The sequence below is a fragment of the Phenylobacterium conjunctum genome (assembly GCF_042679085.1).
GTDB classification, from domain to species: Bacteria; Pseudomonadota; Alphaproteobacteria; order Caulobacterales; family Caulobacteraceae; genus Phenylobacterium; species Phenylobacterium conjunctum.
Genome location: NZ_JBHTLQ010000027.1, coordinates 25,892 through 49,207, shown reverse-complemented (window position 1 = coordinate 49,207; position 23,316 = coordinate 25,892). Strand labels below are relative to the sequence as shown.

At 69.5% G+C, this 23,316-nt stretch carries 18 protein-coding genes; 12 read left to right on the top strand and 6 right to left on the bottom strand.

Annotation, left to right across the window (positions count from 1 at the left end; translation table 11 throughout):
* Position 1: 1 nt before the first annotated feature.
* The 3 genes from ACFQ27_RS12740 to ACFQ27_RS12730 all read right to left on the bottom strand — a co-directional run bounded on the left by ACFQ27_RS12740 (position 2) and on the right by ACFQ27_RS12730 (position 2,162).
* On the bottom strand, positions 2-421 hold the full coding sequence (locus ACFQ27_RS12740) for a DUF350 domain-containing protein (protein ID WP_374343777.1): 420 nt from the start codon (positions 419-421) through the stop codon (positions 2-4).
* Positions 422-490: 69 nt separating this feature from the next.
* Positions 491-1,669, bottom strand: a complete 1,179-nt coding sequence (rlmN, locus tag ACFQ27_RS12735) for a 23S rRNA (adenine(2503)-C(2))-methyltransferase RlmN (RefSeq protein ID WP_374343779.1) — start codon at positions 1,667-1,669, stop codon at positions 491-493.
* A 61-nt stretch (positions 1,670-1,730) separates the two neighbouring features.
* Positions 1,731-2,162, bottom strand: coding sequence for an ester cyclase (locus ACFQ27_RS12730; protein ID WP_377353855.1), 432 nt, complete (start codon positions 2,160-2,162; stop codon positions 1,731-1,733).
* A gap of 131 nt (positions 2,163-2,293) precedes the next feature.
* On the opposite strand from ACFQ27_RS12730, the gene ACFQ27_RS12725 reads away from it, so the two are divergent.
* The 3 genes from ACFQ27_RS12725 (at position 2,294) to ACFQ27_RS12715 (ending at position 5,285) form a co-directional block, all read left to right on the top strand.
* Positions 2,294-3,295, top strand: a complete 1,002-nt coding sequence (locus tag ACFQ27_RS12725) for an NADPH:quinone oxidoreductase family protein (protein WP_377353854.1) — start codon at positions 2,294-2,296, stop codon at positions 3,293-3,295.
* 206 nt (positions 3,296-3,501) lie between these two features.
* Positions 3,502-4,371 carry an SDR family NAD(P)-dependent oxidoreductase gene (locus tag ACFQ27_RS12720; protein WP_374343786.1) on the top strand — a complete coding sequence of 290 codons (870 nt, stop codon included), beginning with the start codon at positions 3,502-3,504 and terminating at the stop codon, positions 4,369-4,371.
* The gene (locus ACFQ27_RS12715; RefSeq protein WP_374343788.1) at positions 4,368-5,285 is read left to right on the top strand and encodes a DMT family transporter; all 918 of its coding nucleotides are present in this window, start codon (positions 4,368-4,370) and stop codon (positions 5,283-5,285) included. Before ACFQ27_RS12720 ends, ACFQ27_RS12715 begins: the two co-directional genes overlap by 4 nt.
* Here ACFQ27_RS12715 and ACFQ27_RS12710 read toward each other — a convergent pair.
* On the bottom strand, positions 5,282-5,707 hold the full coding sequence (locus ACFQ27_RS12710) for a YkvA family protein (protein ID WP_374343790.1): 426 nt from the start codon (positions 5,705-5,707) through the stop codon (positions 5,282-5,284). The genes ACFQ27_RS12715 and ACFQ27_RS12710 overlap by 4 nt on opposite strands.
* 63 nt (positions 5,708-5,770) lie before the next feature.
* Here ACFQ27_RS12710 and ACFQ27_RS12705 point away from each other — a divergent pair, with 63 nt between their 5' ends.
* Positions 5,771-6,553, top strand: coding sequence for an SDR family NAD(P)-dependent oxidoreductase (locus tag ACFQ27_RS12705; RefSeq protein WP_374343792.1), 783 nt, complete (start codon positions 5,771-5,773; stop codon positions 6,551-6,553).
* A gap of 111 nt (positions 6,554-6,664) precedes the next feature.
* A complete protein-coding gene (locus ACFQ27_RS12700; RefSeq protein ID WP_377353851.1) occupies positions 6,665-9,373 on the top strand; it encodes a PAS domain-containing protein in 2,709 nt (902 codons plus the stop codon).
* On the opposite strand, the gene ACFQ27_RS12695 is transcribed toward ACFQ27_RS12700, so the two are convergent.
* A complete protein-coding gene (locus tag ACFQ27_RS12695; RefSeq protein WP_377353850.1) occupies positions 9,367-10,890 on the bottom strand; it encodes a helicase HerA-like domain-containing protein in 1,524 nt (507 codons plus the stop codon). The genes ACFQ27_RS12700 and ACFQ27_RS12695 overlap by 7 nt on opposite strands.
* Before the next feature lie 248 nt (positions 10,891-11,138).
* Here ACFQ27_RS12695 and ACFQ27_RS12690 point away from each other — a divergent pair, with 248 nt between their 5' ends.
* The 7 genes from ACFQ27_RS12690 (at position 11,139) to ACFQ27_RS12660 (ending at position 21,970) form a co-directional block, all read left to right on the top strand.
* Positions 11,139-12,236, top strand: a complete 1,098-nt coding sequence (locus ACFQ27_RS12690) for an AI-2E family transporter (RefSeq protein WP_377353849.1) — start codon at positions 11,139-11,141, stop codon at positions 12,234-12,236.
* A gap of 205 nt (positions 12,237-12,441) precedes the next feature.
* Positions 12,442-17,286 carry an NAD-glutamate dehydrogenase gene (locus tag ACFQ27_RS12685; RefSeq protein ID WP_377353848.1) on the top strand — a complete coding sequence of 1,615 codons (4,845 nt, stop codon included), beginning with the start codon at positions 12,442-12,444 and terminating at the stop codon, positions 17,284-17,286.
* A 220-nt stretch (positions 17,287-17,506) separates the two neighbouring features.
* Positions 17,507-17,896 (top strand): hypothetical protein, encoded by a 390-nt coding sequence (locus tag ACFQ27_RS12680; RefSeq protein WP_374343802.1) that lies wholly within the window; start codon positions 17,507-17,509, stop codon positions 17,894-17,896.
* A 130-nt stretch (positions 17,897-18,026) separates the two neighbouring features.
* Positions 18,027-20,081 (top strand): TonB-dependent receptor family protein, encoded by a 2,055-nt coding sequence (locus ACFQ27_RS12675; protein ID WP_377353847.1) that lies wholly within the window; start codon positions 18,027-18,029, stop codon positions 20,079-20,081.
* 11 nt (positions 20,082-20,092) lie between these two features.
* A complete protein-coding gene (locus ACFQ27_RS12670; RefSeq protein ID WP_377353846.1) occupies positions 20,093-20,839 on the top strand; it encodes a DJ-1/PfpI family protein in 747 nt (248 codons plus the stop codon).
* A gap of 55 nt (positions 20,840-20,894) precedes the next feature.
* Positions 20,895-21,392 carry a copper chaperone PCu(A)C gene (locus ACFQ27_RS12665; protein ID WP_374343808.1) on the top strand — a complete coding sequence of 166 codons (498 nt, stop codon included), beginning with the start codon at positions 20,895-20,897 and terminating at the stop codon, positions 21,390-21,392.
* Positions 21,389-21,970 (top strand): SCO family protein, encoded by a 582-nt coding sequence (locus ACFQ27_RS12660; RefSeq protein ID WP_377353845.1) that lies wholly within the window; start codon positions 21,389-21,391, stop codon positions 21,968-21,970. The genes ACFQ27_RS12665 and ACFQ27_RS12660 overlap by 4 nt, the downstream gene beginning before the upstream one ends.
* Here the strand turns inward: ACFQ27_RS12660 and ACFQ27_RS12655 are convergent.
* Positions 21,960-23,264: an Hsp70 family protein gene (locus ACFQ27_RS12655; RefSeq protein WP_377353844.1), complete on the bottom strand. Its 1,305-nt coding sequence runs from the start codon at positions 23,262-23,264 to the stop codon at positions 21,960-21,962. The two genes, ACFQ27_RS12660 and ACFQ27_RS12655, sit on opposite strands and share 11 nt — an antisense overlap.
* Positions 23,265-23,316: the final 52 nt, after the last annotated feature.

The following is a 23,316-nucleotide window of genomic DNA, read 5'->3' as shown; positions in this document are numbered from 1 at the left end:
ATCAGCCGGCGACCGCGGCGGCCAGGATGATGGCGGTGGAGATCTTGGCGCCCACGAGCAGGGCGGCGGCCGAGACCTCGCCCTCCTGGATCCGCTGGGGCAGGCCGCGCAGCAGGAAATCCACGCCACGGAAGATAAGCAGCTGGACCATGACGGTGGCCGCGCCCCAGATGCCGATCTCGATGATCGAGGTCGAGGCGGTCAGGGACACCGCCAGCGGAATGGCCAGGCCCAGCATCACCCCGCCCAGCGAGATGGCGGCGGCCGAGTTCCCCTCGCGGATCAGCGAGATCTCCTTGTGCGGGGTCAGCAGCACATAGAGGGCGGCGCCCAGGAACAGGATCAGGACCGTAACCCCGGCGTGCAGCAGGGTCAGCGGGAAGCCGGTGGCGAAGGCCTGGATTTCCGGGGACTGGGGCATGGGGCTCCGGGGCGGTTCGGTCAGACGGTCATTGGCGGATACGGCCCGCATTCGGCAAGGCCGTTCGCCTCACGCGGTCTCTTCGGGGGCGGCGGCGGCTTCGGCCGCGAGCTTGCGTCGGGCGCTGGCTCGCAGCTTCTCGCTCTCGCTCTTCAGCTGGCCACAGGCCGCCAGGATGTCCCGGCCGCGCGGCGTGCGGATCGGCGAGGCGTAGCCCGCCCGGTTCAGCACCGCGGCGAAGGCCTCGATCGTCTTCCAGTCCGAGCACTGGTAGTCCGTGCCCGGCCAGGGATTGAACGGGATCAGGTTGATCTTGGACGGAATGCCCTTCAGCAGCTGAACCAGGGCCTTGGCCTCGGCCGGGCTGTCATTGACGCCCTTCAGCATCACGTACTCGAAGGTCACCCGGCGGGCGTTGCCGAGGCCCGGATAGCCCCGGATGCCGGCCATCAGCTCGGCGATCGGGTACTTCTTGTTGAGCGGCACCAGGACGTTGCGCAGCTCGTCATTGGTGGCGTGCAGCGAAATGGCCAGCATGGCCTGGGTGCGTTCGCCCAGCGCCTTCAGCTCCGGCACGACGCCGGAGGTCGAGACGGTGATCCGCCGGCGCGAGATGGCGATGCCCTCGTTGTCGGCGATGATGTCGATGGCGTCGGCGACATTGTCGAGATTGTAGAGCGGCTCGCCCATGCCCATGAACACGATGTTCGAGAGCCGGCGGTCCTCCTTGGGGCTGGGCCATTCGCCCAGGTCGTCGCGGGCCACCTGCACCTGGGCCACGATCTCGGCGGCGGTCAGGTTACGCACCAGGGCCTGGGTGCCGGTGTGGCAGAAGGTGCAGTTGAGCGTGCAGCCCACCTGGGACGAGACGCACAGGGCGCCCGAGCGGCCAACGTCAGGGATGTAGACGGTCTCGACCTCGATCCCCGGGGCCATGCGGATCAGCCACTTGCGGGTGCCGTCCTTGGACACCTGGCGCTCCACCACCTCGGGGCGGACCAGGGTGAATTTCTCGGCTAGGGCCGCACGGGTCTCCTTGGCCACGTCGGTCATGGCGGCGAAGTCGGTCACGCCATAGTGGTGGATCCAGCGCCACAGCTGGCTGGCCCGCATCTTGGCCTTCTCAGGCCGCACCACCTCGGCCGCGATCAGGGCGTCGGCCAGCGCCTTGCGGGTCATCCCCGAAAGGTTGGTCAGAACAGGCGTGGCGGAAGCCGCGCCGCGCGAGAGGTCCAGCGTAACGCCCAAAAGGAAATCCCCGTGGTGAAGGGCGGGAATATAGGGCGAACGGGCGTCGGCTCCAAATCGGTCAGATCAGGCCGAGCGCCCGGGGGACGGCGGTCCCATCAAAATAGGGCCGCTCGCACACGATCCGGTCCGAGTTCGGGGCGAATTCGAAGCTGGCGGCCATGCGCACCTTGAAGGCCTTGCCCGTGCCCTCGACCGTCTTGCCGGCCACGCGCAGGGGGCCGGTGTGGGTGCCGGTCAGCCAGAACTCCACAAGCACGCTGTCGCCGTCATGGGCGATGGCGATGATCTCGTTGCCCTGGTCCGGGAAGGGGGTGCGCGACAGGTCGAAATAGCGGCGCACGGCGGCCTCGCCGTCGAACACCGCCCCGGTGGCCATCTCGTAGCGGGGGTGGTCGAAGGTGGCGATCACCCCGTCCCAATCGTGGGTGACCTCCAGCGCCATGTGGTCGCGGACGGTCTGGAGGCGGCGGGCGGCGAGATCCTGGGTCATGCCGCGATTGGACGCGCCGCGCGTCCCATACGCAAGTCGTTCAAACAAATGTTTGCAGCACGCCTTTCGCGGGCGCGGCGGCTGGGCTAGCGTCCGGCCCAATTCAGAATTCCGCATTTCGGAGGACGGACATGAAGGCGTTGTTGAGCAAGGTCGTGGGCGGGCCGGACACCCTGGTGCTCGAGGACATTCCCTCCCCCGTGGCCGGCCCCGGCCAGGCGGTGATCTCCGTGAAGGCCGTGGGCATCAACTTCCCCGACGTGCTGATCATCGAGGACAAGTACCAGTTCAAGCCGCCGCGGCCCTTCGCGCCGGGCGGTGAGCTGTCGGGCGTCGTTAAGTCGGTGGGCGAGGGCGTCACCAACGTGAAGCCGGGCGACCGCATCCTGGCCCAGATGGGCAACGGGGCCCTGGCCGAGGAAGTCGTGGTTCCGGCCAATCGCCTGACCACCATCCCGGACGCCATGCCCTTCGACGAGGCGGCCGCCTTCCTGATGACCTACGGCACCTCGTTCCACGCCCTGGTGGACCGCGCCAAGCTGAAGGCGGGCGAAACCCTGCTGGTCCTGGGCGCCGCCGGCGGCGTCGGTCTGGCGGCCGTAGAGCTGGCCAAGGCCATGGGCGCCCGCGTGATCGCCGGCTGCTCCACCCAGGAGAAGGTCGACCTGGCCATCGCCCGCGGCGCCGACGCCGGCGTCGTCTATGGCCGCGGCCCCTTCGACCGTGACGGTCAGAAGGCCCTGGCCGAGAAGTTCAAGGAAGCCTGCGGTCCCAACGGCGCCGACGTCATCTATGACGCCATCGGCGACGCCTATGCCGAACCGGCCCTGCGCTCCATCGCCTGGGAAGGCCGCTATCTGGTGGTTGGCTTCGCCGCCGGCGACATCCCGAAGATCCCGCTGAACCTGGCCCTGCTGAAGGGCTGTGACATCGTCGGCGTGTTCTGGGGCGCCTGGACCGCCAAGAACCCGGACAAGTTCCAGGAGTCCATCCGCGACCTGCTGGACCTCTACGCCCAGGGCAAGGTGAAGCCCTTCGTCTCGGAGCACTTCCCGCTCACCCGTGGCGCCGAAGCCATCGCTCACCTGGGCAGCCGCAAGGCCATGGGCAAGGTGGTCGTGACCATCGACTGATCCCAAGCGTCATCCCGGAAAGCCGCGCCAGCGGCTTGTCCGGGACCCAGACGCGCGGGGCTCTCCGGACAAATCGGTGTCTATAGGTCCCGGTCTTCGGCTGCGCCGAAACCAGGATGACACCTCTGGAAATCTCCTCGACGCGGACTGACCCCGCGTCTACTGATCAACGATAACCTGAACAATCAGGGCGGAGGGAACGGAACATGGCGGGTCGTCTGGACGGCAAGGTCGCGGTCATCACCGGCGGATGCTCAGGCATCGGCCTCGGCACGGTGGAGCTGTTCGTCGCGGAGGGCGCCCAGGTCGTCGCCGCCGACATCCAGGACGAAAAGGGCGCCATGCTGGAGAAGCGGTTCGAAGGCCGCGTCCGCTACGCCCACTGTGACGTCACCTCCGAGGACGAGATTAAGGCCGCCCTCGACCTGGCCAAAAGCGCCTTCGGCGGCCTGGACATCCTGTTCAACAACGCCGGCATCTCCGACCGCATGGGCGCCATCACCGAGGTGACCGCCGACGGCTGGAACTGGATCTTCGACATCCTGGTCCGCGGCCCGGCGCTGGGCATGAAGCACGCCGTTCCGCTGATGCTGGAACGCGGCGGCGGTTCGATCATCAACACCGCCTCCATCGCCGGCCTGCAGGCGGGCTTTGGCCCCATCGCCTATTCCACGGCCAAGGCCGGCGTCATCCATATGAGCCGCTGCGCCGCCGCCCAGCTGTCGCCGCAGAAGATCCGGGTCAACGCCATCTGCCCGGGCCTGATCGCCACCTCGATCTTCGGCGCCACCCTGGGCATGCCCCGCGAGGGCGCCGACCAGCTGGCCGCCATGGTCGCCCAGAACGCCGCCAGCGCCCAGCCGGTGCCCAAGGCCGGCCTGCCGGACGACATCGCCCAGGCCGCGCTCTACCTGGCGTCCGACGCCTCGGCCTTCGTCTCCGGCATCCACCTGGTGGTGGACGGCGGCATCACCGTCGGCGGGCGCCATAGCTGGGATCCCAACGCCGGCTCGCCCTTCGCCCAGATCTTTGGCGAGACCTTCATGACCCAGATGGCGGGCCAGGACGCAGGGTGACTTCCACCCTCGCCGCCCGCACCGCGAGCCTCGCGCCCAATGTGCGCGGGGCCTTGTGGATGCTGGCCTCGGCCCTCGCCTTCACCGCCATGACCACCCTGGTGAAGTTCTTAGGGAACGACTATCCGCCGTCCCTGCAGACCTTCTATCGGCAGCTGGCGGGCTTTGCGGTCCTGGCGCCGGTGATCCTGCGCCACCGAGGCGCCGCCTTCGCCACCACCCGCCCGGGCATCCTCCTGTTCCGGTCGGCGGCGGGGACGGTGGGCATGATCCTGTCCTTCTACGCCTTCCAGAAGATGCCGCTGGCCGACGCCAATGCGCTCTCCTTCACCCGCACCCTCTGGCTCGTGCCGCTGGCCGCCTTCGTGGTGCGCGAGCATGTGGGGCCATTGCGGATCGGCGCGGCCCTGGTCGGCTTCGCAGGCGTGCTGATCATGATCCGGCCGGGCGCCGGCGGGCATTTCGAGGTCGGCGTGCCGGCGCTCGCCATGCTGGGCTCATCCTTCCTGTTCGCCCTGACTATCACCGGCATGAAGGTGATGACCCGCGACCACTCGCCCATGGTGCTTTTGGTCTGGTCGGCGACCCTGGGCCTGGTCCTGGCCCTGCCCGGCGCGTTTCTCGCCTGGCGCTGGCCCGCGCCCATGGACCTGGTCCTTCTGTGCCTGATGGGGGTCATGGGGACCATCACCCAGGCCTGCTACATCCAGGGCATGGCCATCGGCGACGCCGGCGCAATGGCCCCCATCGACTATGTGCGGCTGGTCTTCACCACCCTGGCCGGCTTCCTGCTGTTCCATGAGCTGCCCGGCCCGGCGACCCTGATCGGGGCTGGCATCGTGGTCGCCTCAACCCTGTTCATCACCTGGCGCGAGCAGCAGCAGGCCAAGGCGGCGGCGCTGGCCGCCGACTAGTCCTCAGCCGCAACCTTCTCCAGGACCGCCCGGGCGGCGTCCTTGTGCTCGGCCTTCAGGTTCTTGCCGATCACCGCGATCAGGGCCGCGAACACCGCGGCGTCGTCCGTAAAGCCCAGCACCCCCAGAAAATCAGGGATCGCGTCGGTGGGCAGGACGAAATAGGCCAGGGCCGCCATCATCAGCCCCTTGGCCGCCGTGGGCGTGGCCGGGTCGCGGGCGCAGAACCAGACCGAGAGCGCGTCGGCGGCGAAGGGAACCTGTGTCGCCACCTTGCGGATCTTGGGCCAGAAGCCCTTGGCGACCCGCCGTTCGTTCACTTGAACCACCGCCGGAGCCAGGGCTTTCGACGGGTCCAGCGGCGCCTTGGGATCGAATCCGGCGCCGTTGACGTGGCGTGAATCTTTGTGCGCGGCGCTCATCGGGCTAAAGGCTCGGCTTCCAACGGTTTCTCCAACCTAACCGAGAACGGGAGCGTAGCGTCCATGAAACTCGATTCCTCCATTTCCGCCGTCATCACCGGCGGCGCCTCCGGCCTCGGTGAGGCCACCGCTCGCGCCCTGGCCGCGCAGGGCGTCAAGATCGCCATCTTCGACCTGAACGAAGCCAAGGGCGAGGCCCTCGCCAAGGAACTGGGCGGCGTGTTCTGCAAGGTCAATGTGACCTCGGAAGAAGACGTCGACGCCGGCTTCGCCAAGGCCCGCGCCGCCATCGGCCAGGAGCGCATCCTGGTGAACTGCGCCGGCACCGGCAACGCGATCAAGACCGCCAGCCGCGACAAGGCCACCGGCGAGATCAAGCACTTCCCGCTGGATTCCTTCAACTTCATCATCCAGATCAACCTGGTCGGCACCTTCCGCTGCATCGCCAAGTCGGCGGCCGGCATGATGAGCCTGGACCCGCTGCCCTGCGGCGACCGCGGCGCCATCGTCAACACCGCCTCCGTGGCCGGTGAAGACGGCCAGATCGGCCAGGCGGCCTATTCGGCCTCGAAGGCCGGCGTCATCGGCATGACCCTGCCGATCGCCCGCGACCTGTCCAACGACGGCATCCGCGTCAACACCATCCTGCCGGGCATCTTCAACACCCCGCTGCTGGCCGCCGCGCCGGAAGCCGTGAAGGCCGCCCTGGGCGCCCAGGTCCCGCACCCGAAGCGCCTCGGCAACCCGGATGAGTACGCTCACCTGGCCCTGACCATGATCACCAACAGCTACTTCAACGGTGAAGACGTCCGTCTGGACGGCGCCATCCGGATGGCCCCGCGCTAAGAGACTTCTACCCGCGGCGGCTTCGGTCGCCGCGGGAACCCTTGATCCGCTTGCGCGTTCTGGGCGGTTCAGGGCTGACTGTTGTCGGGCCTTTTGGGGGACGACGACATCATGGACGCGCGGTGGGCCGGCCGTTCGATTTCCGACCTTGAGCGTCCCGCCGTCGCCTATGCCGCCATCTTTGGCGCCCTGGCCGTGGCCATCGCGGCCCGCGCCCTGGTCGGGCTGTTCGTGCCCGCCTCCCCGAATTTCATGGCCTTCTTCCCCACCGTCCTGGTCGGCGCCCTGGTGCGCGGCGTCCGCGGGGGATTGATCGCCACGGCGGCCAGCGTCGCCGCTATCTGGGTCCTGTTCATTCCACACGACGCCGCGCCGGAGGTGTTCCGCGCCCAGCACCTGCAGCTGCTGCTGTTCACCCTGACCGCGGCCGTGACCGTCTGGATCGCCACCGTCCTGCGCCGCGCCCTGCGTCGGGGCGACGTGCTGGCGCGGCGGCTCACGGTGATGCACCAGCAGTCCCTGGACGCCTTCGTCATCCTGGCGCCGGTGCGCGAGGCCGGCCAGATCGTCGACTTCACCTGGACCTACGCCAACGCCGCCGCCGAGCGCACCGCGCCGGAAGGTCAGGGCCTGCTGGGGCGCCGGGTGCGCGAGGTGTTTCCGGATACGACCGGCGCAGAAATGGTCCAACGCCTGGTGGAGGCCTATGAGGCCGGCGGCCCGGACGACATCGAGGTGCGCCGGCTGATCGACGGTGAAGAGCGCTGGATGCGCTCGTCGGCCATGCGGCTGGATGGCGAGATCGCCGCCACCTATCGCGACATCACCGCCCAGCGCGCCGCTGAGGCCGCGGCCCGGCGCAGCCGCGACGAGTTCGAGCACATCGCCAACACCGCCCCGGTGATGATCTGGATGAGCGGCCACAAGATGGGCGCCACCTGGTTCAACACCTCCTGGCTGGACTTCCGCGGCCGCAGCCTGGAAGCGGAGCTGGGCCGGGGCTGGACCGAGGGCGTGCACCCCGATGATCTCGAGCGCCTGCTGGGGGCCTATGAAACCCACTTCGGACGCCGCGAGCCCCTGCGCATCGAGTATCGCCTGCGCAACGCCGGCGGCCAGCACCGCTGGATCGACGAGGTCGCGACCCCCAGCATCGACGCCGACGGGACCTTCCGCGGCTATATCGGCGCCTGCGTCGACATCACCGACCGACGCCAGGCCGAGACGGCGCTGCGGGCCGGGGAGTCCCGTGTCAGGGCCCTGGTCGATTCCCTGCCGCAGCTGTTGTGGTCCAACCGCATCGACGGCTTTTGCGATTATCTGAGCCCGCAGTGGGTGGCCTATACCGGCGTGCCCGCAGAGCAACATCGCGGCGAGGGCTGGCTGGAGGCGATCCACCCTGACGACCGGGCGCGTGTGATCAGCGCCTGGAACGCCGCCGTCGCCTCGGGCGAACCCTTCCTGGTGGAGTACCGGATCCGCCGCCATGACGGCGTCTGGCGCTGGTTCCACGGCCGGGCGGCGGCCGTCCTGGAGGACGATGGCTCCATCCGCCGCTGGTTCGGGTCGTCCTCGGACATCACCGAGATCGTCGAGGCCCGCAGCCACCTGGAGGCCGCCGTCGCCGCCCGCACGCGTGAGCTCGAAGCGAGTCTTGAGGAGCGCGCCAGGGCCGAGGCCGCCCTGGCCCAGGCCCAGCGCCTGGAGACCATCGGACGCCTGACCGGCGGCGTGGCCCACGACTTCAACAACCTGCTGACCGTGATCATCGGCGGGCTGGACATGATCCAGCGCCGTCCCGACGACATCGAAAGGGTGACCCGCCTCGCCGAGGCGGCCTTGGCGGCGGGCCGGCGGGGCGAGCGCCTGACCCGCCAGCTGCTGGCCTTCGCCCGGCGCCAGGAACTGAAACCCGAGGTGCTGGACCTCGCCGCCCTGATCTCGCAGGTCGAGCCCCTGGTGCGTCGGGCGGTGGGCGCCGGCGTGACCTTGAGCGTCGACGCCGACCCGGACCTGGGCGTGGCGCGGCTGGACTCGGCGCAGTTTGAGGCCGCCCTGCTGAACCTGGTGGTCAACGCCTCGGACGCGGTGGGCCAGGCTGGGCGCATCACCGTTGAGGCCCGACGGCGGGACTTGGGGGCCGGTGAGGTCCAGGGCGCCTCGGCGGGGACCTATCTGGCGATCTGCGTGGCGGACGACGGGCCAGGCATGGACGCCGAGGTGGCGTCCCGCGCCTTCGAACCCTTCTTCACCACCAAGGAGGTGGGCAAGGGCACGGGCCTCGGCCTCGCCCAGGTCTATGGCTTCGTGCGCCAATGCGGCGGCGCGGTGGTCATTGACAGCGCCCCAGGCCAGGGCTGCGCCGTCACCCTGTTCCTGCCCGCCGCCTCAGGCGAGGCCGTCGGGTCGGCGGACCCCGAGGAGGACCCGTTCGATGAGGCCGGGCTGGCCGCCCATGTGCTGCTGGTCGAGGACGATCCCGAAGTTCGGGCGGTCACCGAGACCCTGCTGGCGGACCTGGGATGCCAGGTGACCACGGCCTCGGACGCCGCCGCCGCCCTCACCCGGCTGGACGCGGGCGAGACCTTTGACCTGATGCTGTCGGACATTGTCATGCCGGGCGGCATGAACGGGGTCGAGCTGGCCCGCGCCGTCCAGGTCCGCCGGCCCGACCTGCCGATCCTGCTCACCACCGGCTATGCGGGCGAGCGCTTCGACGACGGCCGCGGCCCAGTGACCTGGCCCGTCCTGCGCAAGCCGTTCCGCAGCGAGGAGCTGTCCGCCCTGCTGCGCGACACCCTGGCGATGGCCGATCAGTAGCGCCGGCGCCGGGTCGGACGGCTGCCGCCGCTTAAGCCCCCCAGCACGCCGCGGATCAGCTCGCGCCCGACCTGGGTTCCGATGGTGCGAACCATCGAGATGGCGAAAGCTTCCATGGCCGTCTGGCGGTTGGAGGCGCGGGGCCGGGGCGTGTCGCGGTCCTGGGCCTCACGCTCGGGCGCGGTGCGAGGAACCGCCCCGCCCTTGCGCGGCGCGGGTTCGGCAGGCTCGGCGGCGGCCTGGGCCGCGCGGGCCTGCAAGGTCTCGAAGGCCGACTCGCGATCCTCGGCCTGGTCATAGAGCCCCCGCACCGGCGAGCGCGACATGACCTCGGCCCGCTCCAGCGGAGTCAGCGGCCCAAGGCGGGAGGCCGGCGGCCGGATCAGGGTCTTCTCCACCATGGTGGGGGCGCCCTTCTCGTCCAGCACCGAGACCAGGGCCTCGCCCACGCCCAGGGCCTGGATGGTCTGCGCGGTGTCGAAGGCCGGGTTGGGCCGGAAACTGTCGGCGGCGGCCTTCAGGCCCCGCTGCTCCACGGGCGTATAGGCGCGCAGCGCATGCTGGATGCGGTTGCCCAGCTGGCCCAGCACCGTCTCGGGGATATCCGCCGGGTTCTGGGTGACGAAATAGACGCCTACCCCCTTGGAGCGGATCAGGCGCACCACCTGCTCGACCTTTTCCAGCAGAGCCTTGGGGGCGTCGCGGAACAGGAGGTGGGCCTCGTCGAAGAAGAAGGCGAGCTTGGGCTTGTCGGGATCGCCCACCTCCGGCAGCTCCTCGAACAGCTCTGACAAGAGCCACAACAGGAAGGTCGCATAGAGCCTGGGGCTGGCGATCAGCTTGTCGGCGGCCAGGACGTTGACGAAGCCGCGGCCCGCGCCGTCCTTGCGCATCAGGTCCGACAGCTCGAGCGCCGGCTCGCCGAACAGCTGGGCGCCGCCCTGGTCCTCGAGCACCAGCAGCTTGCGCTGGATGGTGGCGACCGTGGCCGGCGAGACATTGCCGTACTTGGCGCCCAGCTCCGAAGCGTGCTCGGCGGCGAAGCTCAGGGCCGCCTGCAGGTCCTTCAGGTCCAGCAGCAGCAGGCCCTCGTCGTCGGCGGCGCGGAACACCACGGTCAGCACGCCCTCCTGAACGTCATTCAGCTCCAGCATCCGCGAGATCAGCAGCGGACCCATTTCCGAGATCGTGGCGCGGATCGGATGGCCGGCCTGGCCGAACAGGTCCCAGAACACCACCGGCGCGCCGTCCGGGCGCAGCTCCAGGTTCATGGCCTTGGCTCGCGCCAGCATCTTCTCGTTGGGCGTTCCGGGCGCGGCGATCCCGCACAGGTCGCCCTTCACGTCGGCGGCGAACACCGGGACCCCGGCGTCGGACAGCCCCTGGGCCAGGGCCTGCAGGGTGACGGTCTTGCCCGTGCCCGTAGCGCCGGCCACCAGGCCGTGGCGATTGGCGCGGTCGAGCCGCAGCATCTGGGGATGGTCGGAATAGCCGATCAGGACGCCATCGTCTGCCATGGAAGCCTCGTGAACTGTCGCGGCGCGCAGGCTAACCGCGCCCGCCCCGCTTCGCCACCGGCGCCCCGCCCAGGCCGGGGTGAGACCCTGATTTTTCGGAAAACACCGGATCTGGCGGCCCCGTTTCCCAAGAATGGGGCCAAGTTTTCCAAGAATGGGGTTTGGGCGCGACAAGAACGCCGTCACTTTGCCCTCGGACTCGCGTTACCGTCGCTCATCCGCCTGCTTCGGAGAGCGCGCCAGACGCCATGCCCGCCCGGAACGACACTTCGCCCGCCCTGCTGCTCCTGGCCGTCATCGCCTGCGGCGCGGCGCTCTACGCCCTGGCCGACATCGTCACCCCGCCGGCCATGGCCCTGTTCCTGGCCATCGTCATTGACGGCTTCGCCCGCGTGCTGGAGCGCCGGGTGACCTGGATCTCCAAGCGCACGGCCCTGCCCATCGCCATCGTCCTGTCGATCCTGCTGTTCGGCGCGGCGGTCTTCGTGGTGGCTGACAACGCCACCACCTTCGCCACCCAGCTGATCACCTACCTGCCGAAGCTGAACGCCCTGATCGCCAAGGTCTCGGTCCTGGCCCACCTGGACGTGGCGCCGACCCTGGACGAGCTGATCAACCGGCTGAACCCGTCGAAGTACCTGGGCGACGTTGCCAAGGGCTTCCAGAACTTCGCCTCCAACGCCGTCTTCATCCTGATCTATCTGGGCTTCATCCTGGCCTCGCGCCGGAGCTTCGAGCGCAAGCTGGTCAGCCTGTTCGGCGGCCGCGCCCGCCGGCACGAGGCCATGGAGGCCTTCCTGCGCATCCGCGACGGGGTGGAGCAGTACCTCTGGGTCCAGACCGTCACCGGCCTGATGATCGCTGTCGCCTCCTGGGCGGTGATGGTGGTGGTCAGCCTGGACAACGCCGTCTTCTGGGCCTTCCTGATCTTCATCGCCTCCTACATCCCGATCATCGGCGGGGCGATCGGCATCCTGGCGCCGCCCCTGTTCGCCCTGGTCCAGTTCGAGACCCTCTGGCAGGCCGCCGTCCTGCTGGGGGTGTTGCAGTCCATCCAGTTCGTGGTTGGCAATGTGATCCTGCCGCGCATGCAGGGCGACAGCCTGAACATCGACCCGGTCGCCGTCCTCCTGGCCCTGGCCTTCTGGGGGGCGATCTGGGGGGTGCCGGGCATGTTCCTGTCCACGCCGCTTACGGTCATCGCCATGGTGGTCTGCGCCCAGTTCGAGGGCTCGCGCTGGGTGGCGGTGCTGCTGTCGGCGGACGGCGCACCGGACAAATTGCGGGAGCGCAGGAGCGTTTCCGACGACGCCGGAGGTTCGGCGTCACGCAAGCGTGAAGACTAGAACCGCGAGGGGACTTCAACTTGGCCGCTCACTTCCTATCTCAAGCTTACTCGGGCGCCCCCCGAGCGCGCAGCGCCCGCCTCAGCCCCCGGGCGTTGCTCCTGAGATGGGCTTCGCCTCGCCCCAAGGGCGGAGCCATGCGCCGCCGGACACTCTCCTCCGGCGGCGTTCTCATGTCCGCTCCGGTGCGTGAGGGAGCGGCCCGATGAGCGCCAGCCTGCAAGCCGCCCGCAAGGCCGTGAAGGCCGCCCTGGCCGAGACCGGCGAGGCCGGCGCCGACTTCGCCGCCCAGCTGGTCCGCGACCTGGTCCCCGATGACCTGCCCGAACTGTCGCCGGAGGACCTCGCCGCCGGCTTCGCCGACTTCTGGGCCTTCGCCGCCAAGCGCAAGCCCGGCCGCCCGGCCATCCGCCTGGTCAGCCTGGCCCAAGGCCTTGACCGGCTTGAGATTCTTCAGGACGACGCACCCTTCCTGGTCGACAGCGTCATGGGCGAGATCGCCGAGCAGGGCCTGTCGGTGCGCGCCATGTTCCACCCGGTGGTCGAGGTGGCCCGCGACAAGGCCGGCGCCCGGCTGGCGCAGGGCGCGAGCCGCCGGGAATCCATGATCCAGGTGGTGCTGGACCGGGTGGGCGCCGACCGCGAGGCGGCCCTGATCGAGGGCGTGCGGGCCGTGCTCGCGGACGTTCGCGCCGCCGTCGACGACTTCTCGTCCATGTTGACGCTGATGGGCGCGACCATCGCCGAGCTTGAAGCCCTGCCGCTCTCCGGCAAGGCCGCCGACCAGCGGGACGAGGACGTCGACTTCCTGGCCTGGCTGAAGAACGAGCACTTCGTCTATCTGGGCGCGCGCACCTACGAATATCCGCGCCTGAAGGACGGGTCCTACGCGCCCGAGGAGCCGAGCTATCGGCCCGAGGACGGCCTGGGCGTGCTGCGCGACCCCGAGCGCACCGTTCTGCGCCGCAGCTCCGAGCCCGCCGTCCTGTCGGCCCGGCTGACCCGCCGGTTGGCCGATCCCATGGTCATGGTGGCCAAGTCCGATGTCCGCTCCCGCGTCCACCGCCGGGGCTTCATGGACTATGTGGCGGTCAAGCGGTACGGCGCCGACGGCCAGCCCTGCGGCGAGGTCCGCTTCGTGGGCCTGTTCACCTCCGAGGCCTATGACCAGCCGGTGGGTGATGTGCCCCTGATCCGGGCCAAGGTCGCCCGGGTGATGGCCCGCATCGACGCCCTGCCTCAAAGCCACAACGAAAAGCGGCTCAAGAACATCCTGGAGAACCACCCCCGGGACGAGCTGTTCCAGACCACCGAAGACGAGCTCAAGGACCTCGCGCTCGGCGTGCTGCATCTCTACGACCGGCCCCGCGTGCGGCTGTTCGAGCGCCGGGACGCCTATGACCGCTTCGCCGCGGTGCTGATGTACGTGCCGCGGGAACGCTACGATTCCCGTCTGCGCGCCCGGGCCGGTGAGATGCTGGCGCAGGCCTATGGCGGCCGGGTCGCGGCCTACTATCCCTATTTCTCCGACACGCCCCTGGCGCGGGTCTATTTCATCATCGCCTTCACGCCGGGCGAGCACCACGCGCCCAACTTCCGGACGCTTGAAGCCGAGATCGCTCAGGCGGCGCGGACCTGGGAGGACCGGTTCAGCGACACGGTGCGCGCCTCGGGCCGCACGCCGGATGAGGTCGCCGCGGTCCTGGCCCGCTATGGCCAGGCCTTTTCCGCCGGCTATCGCGAGACCTATGACGCTGCGGAGGCCCTGGCCGACCTGGCGGTGATCGAGGCCGGCGACGGCGACGCGGTCCAGGTGCGCGCCTATCGCGGGCCTGAGGACGACAAGACCCAGTTCCGCTTCAAGCTCTACCGGCCGGGCGGGCCTGCGCCGCTGGCCGACGTCCTGCCGATCCTGGAGAACATGGGCCTGAAAGCCATGGTCGAGACCGGCTTCCCGGTCACGCCACAGGGCGGGCCGCCGGTCTGGGTCCACGACTTCGACCTGCTGGACGAGAACGGCGGCCACCTAGTGTTCGACGATGTGAAGCAGGCCTTCGAGGAGGCCTTCATCGCCGTCTGGACCGGCCGCACCGAGAACGACGGCTTCAACCGGCTGGTGCTGGAGCTGTCGATCTCCTGGCGCGAGGTGGCGCTGATCCGGGCCCTGGCCCGCTACCGCGCCCAGTCGGGCCTCGACCCCACCCAGAGGGTGCAGGAGGCGGCGCTCGCCAACAATCCGGGCGTGGTGCGCCTGATCCTCGACCTCTTCCGCACCAAGTTCCATCCGGCGGTCCGCGCCGACCTGGAGACCCGCGGGCGCCAGGCCGATGCGGTGATGGCCGAGATCATCGAAGCCCTGCAGCTGGTTGAGAGCCTGGACGAGGACCGGGTCCTACGTCGCATCGCCCTGCTGGTCGGCGCGCTCCTGCGGACCAACTACTACCAGCCCGGCGCCGACGGCAGGCCCAAGCCCTATATCAGCTTCAAGGTGGCCTCGGGCCAGCTGGCCGACCTGCCCGCGCCCAAGCCGTTCCGCGAAATCTTCGTCCTGGCGACCCATGTGGAGGGCATCCACCTGCGCTTCGGCCCCGTCGCCCGGGGCGGCCTGCGCTGGAGCGACCGTCGCGACGATTTCCGCACCGAGGTGCTGGGCCTGGTAAAGGCCCAACAGGTCAAGAACGCCGTCATCGTGCCTGTGGGCTCCAAGGGCGGCTTCTATCCCAAGGCCCTGCCCAAGGGCGGCTCGCCGGAGGCGATTCGGGCCGAGGGGATCCGCGCCTACACGACCTTCCTGCAGGGCCTCCTGGACATCACCGACAACCTCACGCCCGAGGGCAAGGTGGTGCATCCCGAGGGCGTCGTGGTCCATGACGGGGACGACCCCTATCTGGTGGTCGCCGCCGACAAGGGCACAGCCACATTCTCCGACATCGCCAACGGCATCGCCGAGTCCTACGGCTTCTGGCTGGGCGACGCCTTCGCCTCCGGCGGCTCGGCAGGCTATGACCACAAGGTCATGGGCATCACCGCCCGCGGCGCCTGGGAGGCCGTGAAGCGGCACTTCCGCGAGCTGGGCAAGGACATCCAGAACGAGCCCTTCACCGTGGTCGGCGTCGGCGACATGAGCGGCGACGTGTTCGGCAACGGCATGCTCCTGTCGCGTCACACCCGCCTGCTGGCCGCCTTCGACCACCGGCACATCTTCCTGGATCCCGATCCGGACGCAGCCGTCTCCTACGCCGAGCGCGAGCGCATGTTCGCCCTGCCGCGTTCGTCCTGGGATGACTACGACCGCAAGAAGATCTCCAAGGGGGGCGGCGTCTTCCCCCGCAGCCAGAAGGCCATTCCGCTCAGCCCAGAAGTCCGCGGCCTCCTGGGCCTGGCCGCCGACACGGCCACCCCGGCCGAGCTGATGACCGCCATCCTGAAGGCGCCGGCGGAACTGCTCTATCTCGGCGGCATCGGCACCTATGTGAAGGCGCGCGGCGAGGGGAACGCCGAGGTCGGCGACAAGGCCAATGACGCCATCCGGGTCAATGGCGGCGATCTGAAGGTCCAGGTGGTCGGCGAAGGGGCCAATCTCGGTCTCACCCAGGCCGGCCGCATCGAGTTCGCCACCCTTGGCGCAGGGGGGCGCGGCGGGCGGATCAACACCGACGCCATCGACAACTCGGCCGGGGTCGATTCCTCCGACCACGAGGTGAACATCAAGATCGCCACCGGCATGCTCGAGCGCACCGGAGTGCTGACGCGGCCCAAGCGCGACAAGCTCTTGAAGTCGATGACCGACGACGTCGCGGCCCACGTCCTGGCGCACAACTATGACCAGACCCTGGCCCTGTCGCTCATGGACCTGGACGCGGCCGGCGAGCTGGAGCCCCACGCCCAGTTCATGGCCAAGCTGGAAGCCGAGGGTCGGCTGGACCGGGCGGTCGAAGGCCTGCCAGACGCCGCCGTGATCGCCGAGCGGGCCGCCGCGGGCAAGGGCCTGACCCGGCCCGAGGAAGCGGTCCTGCTGGCCTATGGCAAGCTGGAGCTCAGCCACGACATGGTGGCCTCCACGGCGCCGGACGATCCCTGGTTCGAACAGACCCTGGAGGGCTATTTCCCCAAGGGCCTGCGCAAGTACGCCGACACCCTGGGCCGCCACCGCCTGCGCCGGGAGATCGTCGCCACCGTGGTGGCCAATGACGTGATCAACCGCTGCGGCCCGTCCTTCCCCACCCGACTGATGGCGGCGGCCTCGTGCGACGTGCGCGCCTTCGTGGCCGGCTATGAGGCGGCCAAGGTGGTTCTGGACCTGCCCCGCCTATGGGACCAGGTCGCGGCCCTGGACAACCAGATCCCGGCGGCGGGCCAGATGGCCCTGTTCCGACGCCTGGCCTACACCCTGCGCGGCCAGACCTTCTGGTTGGCGAGGCGCGCCTTCCGCGAAGGCCTGAAGGTCGAGGCCCTGATCGCCCGCTATGGGCCCGGCGCCGCCGCCCTGAAGAAGCTGGGCGCCGAGATCCTGTCCCCGGTGGAGAACGACCAGCTGGAAGCCCAGGTCGAGCGCCTGGTCGCCGCCGGCGCGCCGCAAGCCTTGGCCCGTCAGGTCGCCGCCCTGCAGCCCTTGACCATCGCCGCCGACCTGGTGGACCTGGCCGAGGCCTCCAGCTTGGGTCTGCCCCAGGTCGCCCGGCTCTATTACGAGACCGGCGCGCGCTTCGCCTTTGACCGCCTGCGCGCCGCCGCCGGCGGCTTCACCGCGGGCGATCCCTTCGAACGCCTGGCGGTGCGTCGCCTGCTGGAGGACCTGCTCGCCGAACAGGCCGCCGTCACCCGGGGCATCATGGCCTTCGCCGGCGCGGCCCAGGCCGGCGCGTCCGCCGAGACCGCCGCCAAGGCCGTGACCTCCTGGGCCGCCCTGCGCCGCGAGACGGTCGAAGCCGCCAAGCGGGCCGTGGAGGAGATCGAGGCGGCGGGCGGCGGCTGGACCTTCGCCAAGCTGACCATCGCCAACGCCGCCTTGCGCGAACTGGCGGTCGAGGCGCCCAAAGACAAGAAATGAACGTCATGGCCGGGCTCGTCCCGGCCACCCATACGCGCCTGATGTTCAAGCAAGACTCGCGACGATCCTGCCCGCGCCCACCCCTCCAACGCGGAGATCATGGGTGGCCGGGACATGCCCGGCCATGACGACAGGGGATCTTCCGCGCCGATCCCTCACCGACACCCCGCACGCGTTTTCCCCGCGACAAACCCTCCGGCTGGGTATATCGGCCTCGCCCATGCTGAGCGGACGCGACAGGACCGAGCGGGCGGGGGGGCTTTGGCTCATCCTGGCCATGCTGGCCGTCTGCCTGCGCATCCTGGCGCCGTCCGGCTACATGACGACGCCGGATCAGCCCTTCGCCCTGGTGATCTGTACCGGCGAAGGCGCCCTGGACCTGGCCGCCGATCCGGCGCACCCGGACCACGACGCCCCCCAGAGTCACGCCCCCTGCGCCTTCGCCGGCGTCGGCGTGGCCACCGCGCCGCCGCAGCCCCTGGCGGTTCCCACCCCCGTCATCTTCGCCCAGGCGATCGAGACGGCGTCCCTGCCGGCGACCTTGCGCCCCGGCCAGGGCCTCGCCGCCCCGCCGCCTCCAGCCACCGGTCCCCCGACCCTGTCGATCTGAGCTCCGCCCCGCGGCGGCTCAAGGCCCGCGCCTGACGCGGGACATCGACCGCGCGCACCTGCGCTTCAGAAAAACATCGATCCTGCGCGCGATCCGCCGAGGCGGCCGCTGGGGTCTGGGGGATATCCGCATGAAGTTCCGTCTGTTCGCCACCACGGCCCTGTTCGCCCTGGCCGCCCTTCCCGCCGTCGCCGCCGAGGCTGACGGCCCCACCACCGTCGACTCCGTCATCGTCACCGGCGCCCGCAATCCGGAGGATCCGCCGGTGGTCGCCACCGCCCGGGCCCGCCTGTCGGAGACCCCTGGCGCCGTCTCGGTGATTTCGGCCGAGTCCTATGCGTCGCGCTTCACCGCGACGACCGCCGACCTGCTGCGCGACGCGCCCGGCGTCTTCGCCCAGAAGAAGTGGGGCGGCGACACCCGCCTCTCCATCCGCGGCTCGGGCATCGGCAACTGCTGCCACAATCGCGGGACCCTGCTGGCCCAGGACGGCGTGCCGTTCAACGAGGCCGACGGGTTTGGCGACTTCCAGCTGATCGACCCGATGATCGCCCGCTACACCGAGGTCTATAAGGGCGGCAACGCCCTGCGCTTCGGCGGCGCCCTGCTGGGCGGGGCGATCAACCTGGTCACTCCCACCGGGCGCAACGCCGGCGCCGACAACCTGCTGCGCCTGGACGGCGGCTCCTACGGGACCCTGCGGGTGCATGGCGAGCTGGCTCGGGTCGTCGGCGACTGGGACGGTTTCGCCGCCGTCACCGCCCAGACGGTCGAGGGCTGGCGCGCCCAGTCCAAGGGCCAGGAACAGCACGCCAGCCTGAACATCGGCCGCCAGTTCGGCGAGGACCGCGAGGTGCGCTTCATCCTCTCCGGCGGCTTTGTGCACCAGGAGATCCCCGGCTCCCTCAGCCTCGCCCAGGCCCTGTCCAAGCCGCAGGCGGCCAACGCCGGCAACCTGGCGCTCAACTATCAGCGCGACATGGGCTCGGTGCGCGGCGCGGTCCAGACCCGCTGGCGCCTGTCGGACGCCACCGTGTTCGAGGGCGGCGTCTACGCCACCTGGAAGGACCTGGACCATCCGATCTTCCAGGTGATCGACCAGGAGAGCCGTAACTGGGGCGTCTTTGGCCGCTTCGACACCGAGACCGAACTGGCCGGCAAGCGGGCCGACGTCTTCTACGGCGTCTCGTTCCGCAGCGGCGACATGGACGCCAACCAGTGGGTCAACCTGGCCGGCTCGCGTGGGAGCCAGACCGCCAAGAGCCGTCAGAACGCCAAGGCCCTGGACGTCTTCGCCGAGGGCCGCCTGTTCGTCACCGACCAGCTGGCCGTGGTGGCCGGCGGCTCCTATGGCCGGGCCGAGCGGGAATATCAGGGCTTCAAGCTGGCCGGCGTCGCCTCCAGCTTCGACCTGTCACGCTCCAAGACCTATGACTGGTTCGCCCCGCGCCTGGGCCTTCTGTGGCAGGACGAGACCGGCGCCCAGGTGTTCGCCAACCTGACCCGCTCGGTCGAGCCGCCGAACTTCGGCGCCCTTTCGCCCACGGCCACCGGCTTCACGCCCCTGCAGCCGCAGGAGGCCTGGACCGCCGAGGTAGGGACCCGCGGCCGCCGCGGTCCGATTCTTTGGGACGTCGCCATCTACCGCGCCAACCTGAAGCACGAGCTGCTCAACTACACGGTCAACGCGGCCCTGGGCATTCCGGCCTCCACCTTCAACGCCGACAAGACCGTCCACCAGGGGATCGAGGCCGGCCTGGACTGGCAGATGAATCCGGCCCTGCGCCTGCGCCAGACCTACGCCTGGTCGGACTTCAAGTTCGACGGCGACGTCCAGTATGGGGGGCGGCGCCTGCCGGTGGTCCCTGAGCACGTCTACCGCGCCGAGCTGCGCTATGAGCACCCTGCCGGCTGGTTCGTGGCCCCTTCGGTGGAATGGGTCATGTCCGACGTCATGGTCGACTACATGAACACCCTGAAGGCGCCGTCCTACGCGGTGGGAAATCTCTCGGCCGGCTGGACCTTGACCAAGGGCGTGAAGGTCTACGTCGATGTCCGCAACCTGGCGGACAAGCGCTACGTATCCAACGTCACCGCCGTGACCAACGCCGCCACCGCCTCGACCCTGGTCTTCTTCCCCGGCGACGGACGCTCCGTCTTCGGCGGCGTGACCCTCAGCTTCTAAGGAGATCCGCGATGCGTCAGATCTTCGGAAACAGGCTCGGGGTTCAACGCCTTTCCCCCCGCGCCGTCGGCAGCGCCGTCTTTCTGGCGGTCATGGCCATCGCGGGGTCATCGCAGGCGGCGGCGACGCCGTCTGCGATGATCGAAGCCCCGGCGCGCAAGGCTCACCGGGTGGTGGGCGTGGTGCTCTATCCGGGCTTTGAGGTGCTGGACGTCTTCGGGCCGGTGGAGATGTGGGCCAATGTTCCCGGCATGAAGGTGGTCATGCTCGCCGAGCATGCTGGTCCCGTGCGGTCCGCCCAGGGGGTGGAGGTCATCGCCACCCACGACTTCGCCACGGTCGGCGACATTGACGTGCTGATGGTTCCCGGCGGCGTCGGCACCTTCAAGGCGCTGAAGGACAAGCCGCTGCTGGACTTCCTGCGCGCCCAGGACCAACAGGTCGAGCTCATGACCTCGGTCTGCACGGGCTCCGCCATCCTGGCCAAGGCCGGCCTGCTGCACGGCCATCGCGCCACCTCCAACAAGGCCTATTTCAAGCTGGCCGAAGCGCAGGATGATGGCGTGACCTGGGTCCGAAAGGCGCGGTGGGTGGAAGACGGCAAGTACATCACCTCCTCCGGCGTCTCAGCCGGTACGGACATGGCGCTGGGCGTGGTGGCCCGGCTCTATGGCCTCGACGGCGCCCGACGCCTGGCGCGCAGCCTTGAATACCAGTGGAGCGAGGACCCCAATCTCGATCCCTTCGCCCTGCCCTGACCTTAATTGCGGCTCAGTCCGAGGCTGAGCCCGCCCTGACACAGGAGACCAGATCATGCGTCACACCTTCGCCCTGGCGGCCCTCGCCGCCGTCGCCCTTTCCGGCCCCGCCGCCGCCCACGAGTACAAGCTGGGAAGCCTGCAGATCGGCCATCCCTGGTGCCGGCCCTCGCCTCCCGGCGCGCCGACCGGCGCCGGCTACCTGACCGTCACCAACACCGGCAAGACGGCCGACCGCCTGCTGGGCGGGACCGCCAGCTTCGCCGACCGGGTCGAGGTGCACGAGATGAGCATGGACGGCCAGGTCATGCGCATGCGCAAGCTGGGCGACGGCGCCGAGATCGCGCCCGGCGCCACGCTCACCCTGAAGCCCGGCGGCTTCCACATCATGTTCATCGGCCTGAAACAGCCCCTGACCCTGGGCGCCAAGCCGGAATACAGCCTGAAGTTCGCCAAGGCCGGCACGATCAAGGTGGCCTGCAACGTCCAGACCCCGCCGGCTGCGCCCATGCCCGGCATGGATCACATGAACCACGGCGCGGGCGGCCAATGAACCGGCGCTGGCTGCTGCTGGCGGCGCCCGCAGCCCTGGCCGCGGGCGCCGGGGCGACCTGGCTCATGACCGACCGTGGGGCGCCTCAGGGGACCGTCAAGCTGGGCGGGCCCTTCAGCTTGGTCGACCAGAACGGCGCCACGGTCACTGACCGGGACCTACGGGGCAAGCCGACAGCGGTGTTCTTCGGCTTCACCTATTGCCCGGAGATCTGCCCGACCACGATGGCCCACATGACTCAGTGGATGCAGGCGCTCGGCCCTGCCGCCGACAGGCTGAATGTGGTGTTCGTCACCGTCGATCCGGAGCGGGACACGCCGGAGCAGCTGAAGCTGTTCCTGTCCAGCTTCGATCCCCGCATCCGCGGCCTGACCGGCTCACCGGACGCCGTCGCCAAGGCGGCGAAGGCCTATCGTGCTTACTACCGGAAGGTCCCGCTGGAAGGCGGCGGCTACACCATGGACCACTCGACGCCGATCTATCTGTTCGACGCCAAGGGCCGGTTCGTGGAGCCGATCGGCTACAACTTCCCGCCGGAGCGGGGCCTGGCCCAGCTGAAGAAGCTGCTCAAGGTTTAGAGCGCATCGTCCATCGCCCGAGGTCCCGCTCCCGGCCCATGAGCGCCAGGCCCGAGGCGATGGACTCCAGCTCGCTGCCGCTTTCGATCCGCTCCACCGGGAAGCGGCGGCGGAAGATGTCGCGCACCGCTGGCACCAGGGACGAGCCGCCGGTCAGGAACACCCGGTCGATCCCATCCGGCGGCAGGCCGGCCTGATCCAGGGCCTGGTCCACCGCGGTCTCGATCAGGGCTAGTTCCGGGGCGATCCAGCCCTCGAACTCGGTCCGCTCCACCTGGCGGGCCAGGCTGATCGAGCCGGCCTCGAACCGGAACTCGGCGGAGGTCTGCGACGACAGGCTCTCCTTCAGCCGGCTGATCGAGCGGTAGAGCAGGTAGCCGTAGTTCTCATCCAGGGTCTCGACCAGGCGCTCGATCTTCTCCGGCTCATCGGCCTCCCGGACCAGCTTCCTGATCTCGCGCATGTCGCGGCTGGCCCGCATCAGGGCCAGCTGGTCCCAGCGGGCGAAGGCCGAATAGTAGCGGTTGGGGATCGGCAGGGTCTTGCCGAAGCTGGAATAGGTCGAGCCCTTGCCAAGCGACGGCGACACCAGCTGGTCGATGATCCGGTAGTCGAAGGCGTCACCGGCGACGCCCACGCCCGACCGCGCCAGGGGCGTGGAGCGGATCTCGCCGCCTTCGCGGGTGAAGCGGATGATCGAGAAGTCCGAGGTGCCCCCGCCGAAGTCGCCCACCAGCACGGTGGCGTCTTGGGTAAGCTCGCGGGCGAAGAAGAAGGCCGCCCCGACCGGCTCGTAGGCGTAGAGGATCTCGGTGAACCCCAAGCGCCGGAACGCCGCCTCGTAGCGGGTGAGGGCCAGGGTCTCGTCCGGCGAGCCGCCCGCGAAGGTCACCGGCCGACCGACGATCACCCGGGTGGGCCAGTCGCCTGTCCCGCCGGCCACATGCTCGCGCATCTTCAAAAGGAAGGCCGAGAGCAGGTCTTCGAACACATAGCGGCGGCCCAGGATCTGGGTCTCGGTGAAGCTGGCCTGGGCCGCGAAGCTCTTGAAGGACTGGATGAACCGCGTTTCCAGCGGGTCTTCCACATAGGCCTCGATGGCCCAGGGTCCGGCCTCGACCGTGCGCTCGCTGGGCCGCTCCGGCGGGGCGTGGAAGGACAGGGCCGAGCGGAAGGCGAACACCTCGCGCTCCGGGGCCGGGAACATGGCCAGGCGCGCAGGCCCCTCCGGGCCGGCCAGGGCCACGACGGTGTTGGTGGTGCCGAAATCGATGCCGAGGCTGAGGCCCGTCATGGCGCGCTCCAAAGGGGAAAGGGACGGCGGGCCGCCGCCCCTTCACCTGGGC